The sequence below is a fragment of the Amycolatopsis kentuckyensis genome, assembly GCF_002155975.1.
Classification (GTDB): Bacteria; Actinomycetota; Actinomycetes; order Mycobacteriales; family Pseudonocardiaceae; genus Amycolatopsis; species Amycolatopsis kentuckyensis.
The window spans coordinates 67,403-73,681 of the sequence record NZ_MUMI01000038.1; the positions used below are offsets into that span (position 1 = coordinate 67,403).

Genomic DNA, 6,279 nt, shown 5'->3' on the forward strand with positions numbered 1-6,279 from the left:
AATCATGGTTTCCCGGTACGCGGGGCGGGTATTTCGCGGCGGTGGGACGCACCAGACTCCGGCGCAGTGACCTGCGCGGCCCGGGCATCAAGCGCATCCGCCGCGGCCGCGGGTTCTCCTACGCCATGCCCGACGGTTCGCCGGTGACCGATGCCGAGCTCCTCGCCCGGATCAAGGACCTCGTCATCCCGCCGGCGTGGCGGAACGTGTGGATCTGCCCGTACCCGAACGGCCACGTCCAGGCGGTCGGGACGGACGACGCCGGGCGGCGCCAGTACCTCTACCACGAGCAGTGGCGGCGCGACCGCGACGAGGAGAAGCACGACCGCGTGCTGCAGATGGCGCGCCGGCTCCCTGCGTGGCGTGAGTCGGTCGCCGCCGATCTGGCGGGGTCCGGCCTCACCCGGAAGCGGGTCCTCGCGGCGGCGTTGCGGATGCTCGACCGGGGGATCTTCCGCACCGGCGGCGAGGAGTACGCGGAGGAGAACGGCACCCACGGCGTCGCGACGCTGCTGCGTTCGCACGCGGCCGTCCGCGGTGACGAGTGCCGGTTCTGCTACGTCGCCAAGGGCGGGCTGGACCGCGAGGTGGCCATCCACGACGCGGAGCTGGCGGCGGTGGTGAAGTCGCTGCTGCGCAGCCGGTCCGGCAGCGACCGCCTGCTGGTGTACCGCGCGGGCGGCACCTGGCACGAGGTCCACGCGGCCGACATCAACGAGCGGTTCAAGGAGCTGGCGGGCGAGGACTGCACGGCGAAGGACATGCGGACGTGGAACGCGACGGTCCTGGCGGCGGCGGCCTTCGCGGCGGCGGACCCCCCGACCTCCGAGACGGCCCGCAAGCGCGCGGAGGCGAAGGTGATGAAGGAGGTCTCGACGGCGCTGGGAAACACCCCGGCGGTCTGCCGATCGTCCTATGTGGACCCTCGGCTGGTGGAGGCGTACCGCGCGGAGAAGACGATCGCCCCGGCGCTCAAGCGCGCGGCCCGGTTGGAGGGCGACGAGGCACGGGCGGTACTGGAGAAGGCCTGCGCGCGGCTGCTGAACGCGTCGTGACGGTGTGGAGTGGGAGGCACGGTGGGATCCATCCGAACGTGTACTGGCCGGGGACCGCGCTCATCGGGGAACCTGGAGGAGATGACATCCTCCGCAGTCCGCTGGCGCGCGTCGATCGCCCTCACCGTGGGCGGCGACGGCTCGGTGTCGAGCATCGTCGAGTCCGACCACGGGAGTGAGGGCTCGGCGCGCGAGTGGATCGAGCGGAAGCTGCCCGCGACCAGGTTCCCGGCGTGGATCCCGGCGGCCCGGCGGCGGGACGGGGTGGAGTTGTTCGGCCGGGTGGCGCGCGGCCGGATCGTGACGGGCCGCCTGGTCCCGACCTGGGAACCGGAGGCAACGCCGGTCTGGCACGCCGATCGGGCCGGCGATCACGTGGAGTGGCGCCGCTGCGCGGCCGGGGAGCACTGAGGTTAGGTTCGGGTTCGGTCCGGCAGGGGTTCGGTCCGCGCAGGTGAGATGCGCCCTGGATGGCCTCTCTTGCGCTCAACGCACCCAATGGCCTCCAGCGCCCCCAAGGCCGCACGGGCCGTTCACCTCCGGAACCGTCGGCCGCCGTGGGCCGTGGGCCGAGCGTGCTCAGGCCTCGCCCACGTCCTTGCGCAGCAAGCAGAACTCGTTGCCCTCCGGGTCCTGCAGGACCACCCACGACTCCTCGCCCGTCTGGCCCACGTCCGCCGGGCGGGCGCCCAGCGCCGTCAAGCGGGCCAGTTCCGTCTCCTGGTCCACGCCCGCCGGGCTCACGTCGAGGTGCAGCGGGAGCTTTCCGCGGCGAGGGTGGTCCGTCTGGGCCAGGATCAGCGTCACCGCCCCCTCGCCGAAGCGGGCGCCCGCCGGGCCGAGGGCCAGGCCGTCCGGCTCGTGGCCGATCACCTCGTAGCCGAGGACCGCGCACCAGAACTCCGCCAGCCGGTCGGGGTCGTGGCAGTCCAGCACCAGTTCCGTGATCCGGCAGGCCATCCGCTCACTTCCGTTCCGACTCCGCCACCGCCGCGGCTTCGTCGTCGTCCATCGCCTTCGTGTCCCGCGGCGGCAGGAACGGCTCCTCCTGGTCGTCCGCGCGCCCCGCCTCGATCGTGCGGCCGCGGGCCAGCTCCGCGTCCAGCTCGGCCCCCAGCAGGATCGCGAGGTTGGAGATCCACAACCATACAAGGAACACGATCACCCCGGCCAGCGAACCGTAAGTCTTGTTGTAAGAACCGAAATTCGCGATGTACACGGCGAACCCGGCCGACGCCAGCACCCACAGCACCACGGCCAGCACCCCGCCCGGCGTCAGCCACTTGAACCCCGGCAGCCGCACGTTCGGGCCGACCCAGTACAGCAACGCGAACGCCAGGCTGACGAGCAGCGCGATCACCGGCCACTTCGCGATCTCCCACACCAGCACGCCGGTCGAGCCGAGGCCGATCAGGTCGCCGATCCGGCGGGCCACCGAACCCGTCGCCACCACGCCCAGCGCGCACGCCGCCAGCAGCACCACGATCCCGATCGTCAGCGCAACCCGCAGCGGGATCGTCTTCCACACCGGCCGCCCCTCCGGCATGCCGTAGATCGCGTTCGACGCCCGCATGAACGCGCCGATGTAGCCCGACGCCGACCACAGCGCGCCCAGCAGCCCGAGGATCGCCAGCGGGCCGGCCAGGCCGCGTGAGCCCGTCAGCTCCTTGATCGCGCCGACCAGGATGTCCTTGCCCTGGCCCGGCACCACCTGGTTGATGTTGTCGATCACCGTCTGGATCTTGTCCGGGCCGAGCAGGCCGAGGATCGAGGTGAGCACGATGATGCCGGGGAACAGCGACAGCACGCCGTAGTAGGTGAGCGCCGCCGCCCAGTCGGTGAGGTTGTCCCGGTTGAACTGCTTGAACGTCCGTTTCAGCGCCGCACCCCACGACCGCTTCGACAGTTCCCCGGGTCCTCCGGGTGCTTTCCCGTGTCCGGCCATCGCCGCACCTCCTGCTCCGTCGCGGCGGGCATACCCCGGTCAGGGAGTGGGTATGCCTGATTCGTCACCCCGAACCAGGAGGAAGCCGTGCCCGAGGTAAGCCGCGTGATCGACGTACCGCCCGACGCCGTGTTCGCGGTGCTCGCCGACGGCTGGCTCTACGCCGGCTGGGTGGTCGGCAGCTCGCACATCCGCGACGTCGACGAGGACTGGCCCGCCGTGGGCTCGCGGATCCACCACAGCGTGGGACCGTGGCCCCTGCACGTCCAGGACGTGACGGTGGTCCGCGCGGTCGAGCCGGGCCTGTCGCTGTCACTGGAAGCCCGCGGCTGGCCGCTGGGCGCGGCCGCGGTGGGCCTGACACTGATCCCGCACGGCGACGGGCAGACGCTGGTCCGGATGACCGAGCACATCACCCGCGGCCCCGGCAAGGTGCTCCCGGAGGCGGTGCAGGCGCTCATCGCGAAGCCGCGCAACACGGAATCGCTGGCCCGCCTCTCGGACCTGGCGACCGGCAAGCACGCCCGCGCCCAGCAGGGTCACCCCAGCCCCTAGCGGTGCTCGCCCGGGTGGGGCGGCTCCGCGCGCCGCCGCCCCCGCGCGCTCTGGCGTCGGCTCCCCCGCGCGCCAGCCTCCCCACGCACCGGCCTCCCCACGCCAGCTTCCCTGCGCGCCAGCCTCCACCAGACACCGGCTCCTCTGGCCGCCAGCCTCCCCGCGCGCCAGCTCCTCGGCGCGCCAGCTCCTCCGCGGGCCGCGGAGCTGGCGCGCCAGCCACCCGCGAACCAGCTCCCCCGCGCGCCAGCCACCCCGCGCACCGGCTCCCCCGCGCGCAGCGACCCCGGAAGCGGGTCAAGGACGCAACTCCACCTCTGCGAGCCGGACCTGCTCAGCTGTAGATCGCCCGGTGCGCCGCCCGGATCACCGCCGCGTAGCCGCCGCCCAGTACTCCCGATCGGGCCATCGCCGCGCGGGCCGCGTTCGCTCCCGGGCCGCCGTGGACCGCGCCGCCCGGGTGGGCCGATGCTCCGGCCAGGAACAGCCGGTCGACCGGGGTGTCCGCGCGGCCCGTGCCGGGTACCGGGCGGAAGAACAGCTGCTGGTGGATCGCCGTCGTGCCCGCGTTGATCGCGCCGCCGACCAAGCCCGGGTTGTGGCCCGCCAGCTCCGCCGGCCCCTGGGCGTACCGGGCCTTGATCAGCCCCGTGAACCCCGGCGCGTTCGCCTCCACCGTCTCCTCGATCCGCTTCACCCGCCGATCCAGCGCGGCCCGGTTCTCCATCGCGCCGCGCGGCACGTGCGTGTACGCCCACGCCGCCTCCGTGCCGGCCGGGGAGCGGGACGGGTCGCTCGTCGTCATCTGGCCCAGCAGCAGGAACGGACGGCGCGGGGTCCGGCCGCGGGCGAGCTCGCTGCCGAACGCCGACAACCCGTCCAGGTCCGTGCCGAGGTGGATCGTGCCCGCGCCGCGGGCCGCCTCGGCCGTCCACGGGATCGGGCCCGACAACGCCCAGTCGACCTTCACCGTCGCGCTGTCCCACTCGAACTTGCCCAGATCCGCAACCAGGCGGGACGGCAGCCACTCCTCCCCCACCAGTTCCCGGTAGAGCACCGGCGCCGGCACGTCGGCCAGCACCGCCTTGCGCGCCCGGACCGGATCGCCCGCGGCGTCCCGGACGCCCAGCGCCCGCCCGTCGCCGATGAGCACCGATGCCACCGGGCGTCCACAGTGGATTCGCCCGCCGCGGGACTCGAGCCGGCGGACCAGCGCCGCGGCCAGTTCGCCGGCGCCGCCCTCCGGTACCGGGAATCCTTCGTCCTGCCCGATCATCGCGAGCAGCCAGCCGAACACCGCACTGCCCGCGTTGTCCACGGACAGGTCGCTGTGCGCGGCATTCCCCGCCAAGAGCAGCTTCGCGCCTTCACCGGCGAACAGCTCGTCGCCGAAGCGGCGCGCGGGCAGCGTCAGCATCCGCGCCAGCCGCAGGGCGTCGCCGGTTCCGGTGCGGCGCAGCAGCTTCAGCGCCGGACGCACCGGCGGGAACGGCGTGAACAGCGCGTTCAGCAGCGGCTCGCGGACTTCGCGCCACTGCTCGAACAATTGCCGCCACGCGTCGCCGTCGCCGGGGGCGAACTCGTCCGCCGACGCCGCCGTGCGGTCGATGTCCCGGGACAGCACCGCGCAGCGGTCGTCGGGCAGCACGTGGGCCAGCACGTCGGGGGCGTGCCGCCAGCGCAGGCCGTGCTCGTCCAGCCGCAGGCCGCGGACGACCGGCGACACCGCCGAGAGCGGGTAGAACGCGCTGAAGAGGTCGTTGCGGAAGCCCGGCTCGGTGACTTCGGCGGTCCGGACCGCGCCGCCGGCGTGCTCGGTCGCCTCCAGGACCAGCACCGACCAGCCCGCGTCGGCCAGGAGGTTCGCCGCCACCAGGCCGTTGTGCCCCGCGCCGATCACCACCGCGTCGACGGCTTCCGTACTCACTCCGGCCTCCCGGCTGGTCAGGCTTGCGACTGGTGACTCGGCCCGACCCGGGTGAGCGAGCGGAGCCGGGCCAGGACCCCGTCGCGGCGCGGCGGGGCCAGGGGCGGGCTCGCCGCTCCCGCGCCCGCCCGGAGCCCGGTGACCAGGTCGGCGAGCGCGGACGCGGCGTCATACCGAGGTTGCCAGCCCAGCGCGGTCTCCGCCAGCGTCGTGTCGGCGAGCGCCGCCCGGTCGGCCAGCTCGAGCCAGCCGGGGTGCACCGGCAGCACCCCGCCCAGCCAGGCCGCGCGGGTCGCGAGCCGCACCACCGGCTTGGGCACCGGAACGCGGGTTCCCCCCAGGGCACCGGCCAGCGCTTCGGCGTCGAGCACCTCCGGCGCGGCCAGGTTGACCGCACCGGTGAAACCCCGGTCGAGGATCAGCCGGATCGCCGCGGCGACGTCGGTGGTGTGCACGATCTGCGCGCGCAGGTCACGCCACAGCGGAACCGGCAGCCGACGGCCGCCGACGAGGTGGGCGGGCACGGCCGGGCCGAGCAGCCATCGTGCGAACTCGCCCGCCGCGTCCCGGTGCAGGATCGCGCACGGCCGGATCCGCGCCACCGCGACCTGCGGGTACTTCTCCTCGAACCGGTCCAGCAGGGTTTCCAGCGCGGCCTTGCCCCGGCTGTAGGCGCTGCCCGCGATGCCGTCGCACGGCCAGTCCTCGGCCACCTTCTCCCAGCAGGGCGCCGGCCCGTAGGCGGCCACGGACGAGGCGACGACCACGTGGGGCACCCCGGCGGCCGCCGCGGCGGC

General features: G+C 73.9%; 7 protein-coding genes. 3 read left to right on the top strand and 4 right to left on the bottom strand.

Annotated features, from left to right (window positions below; all coding sequences use genetic code 11):
* Nucleotides 1-41: 41 nt before the first annotated feature.
* Together CCN39_RS04260 and CCN39_RS04265 are read left to right on the top strand one after the other, a co-directional pair.
* Nucleotides 42-1,055, top strand: coding sequence for a DNA topoisomerase IB (locus CCN39_RS04260; RefSeq protein ID WP_086838549.1), 1,014 nt, complete (start codon nucleotides 42-44; stop codon nucleotides 1,053-1,055).
* An 81-nt stretch (nucleotides 1,056-1,136) separates the two neighbouring features.
* Nucleotides 1,137-1,466 (top strand): hypothetical protein, encoded by a 330-nt coding sequence (locus CCN39_RS04265; protein WP_086838551.1) that lies wholly within the window; start codon nucleotides 1,137-1,139, stop codon nucleotides 1,464-1,466.
* A gap of 168 nt (nucleotides 1,467-1,634) precedes the next feature.
* Here CCN39_RS04265 and CCN39_RS04270 read toward each other — a convergent pair whose 3' ends face one another.
* Entirely contained in the window at nucleotides 1,635-2,015 is a 381-nt protein-coding gene (locus CCN39_RS04270; protein WP_086838553.1) for a VOC family protein, read from the bottom strand.
* Nucleotides 2,016-2,019: 4 nt separating this feature from the next.
* Entirely contained in the window at nucleotides 2,020-3,000 is a 981-nt protein-coding gene (locus tag CCN39_RS04275) for a YihY/virulence factor BrkB family protein (protein WP_086838555.1), read from the bottom strand.
* A gap of 87 nt (nucleotides 3,001-3,087) precedes the next feature.
* On the opposite strand from CCN39_RS04275, the gene CCN39_RS04280 reads away from it, so the two are divergent.
* Nucleotides 3,088-3,555 (top strand): SRPBCC family protein, encoded by a 468-nt coding sequence (locus CCN39_RS04280; RefSeq protein WP_086838557.1) that lies wholly within the window; start codon nucleotides 3,088-3,090, stop codon nucleotides 3,553-3,555.
* A 334-nt stretch (nucleotides 3,556-3,889) separates the two neighbouring features.
* Here CCN39_RS04280 and CCN39_RS04285 read toward each other — a convergent pair whose 3' ends face one another.
* Both CCN39_RS04285 and CCN39_RS04290 read right to left on the bottom strand, forming a co-directional pair.
* Nucleotides 3,890-5,482 carry a phytoene desaturase family protein gene (locus tag CCN39_RS04285; protein WP_086838559.1) on the bottom strand — a complete coding sequence of 531 codons (1,593 nt, stop codon included), beginning with the start codon at nucleotides 5,480-5,482 and terminating at the stop codon, nucleotides 3,890-3,892.
* A 17-nt stretch (nucleotides 5,483-5,499) separates the two neighbouring features.
* Nucleotides 5,500-6,279 (bottom strand): NAD-dependent epimerase/dehydratase family protein (locus tag CCN39_RS04290; protein WP_086838565.1); only part of this gene is annotated, 780 nt, incomplete at its 5' end.

Excerpts from the sequence above, each read along its gene's own strand:
- CCN39_RS04265 (WP_086838551.1), top strand. The coding sequence starts at position 1,137 with ATGACATCCTCCGCAGTCCGCTGGCGCGCGTCGATCGCCCTCACCGTG.
- CCN39_RS04270 (WP_086838553.1), bottom strand. The coding sequence starts at position 2,015 with ATGGCCTGCCGGATCACGGAACTGGTGCTGGACTGCCACGACCCCGAC.
- CCN39_RS04275 (WP_086838555.1), bottom strand. The coding sequence starts at position 3,000 with ATGGCCGGACACGGGAAAGCACCCGGAGGACCCGGGGAACTGTCGAAG.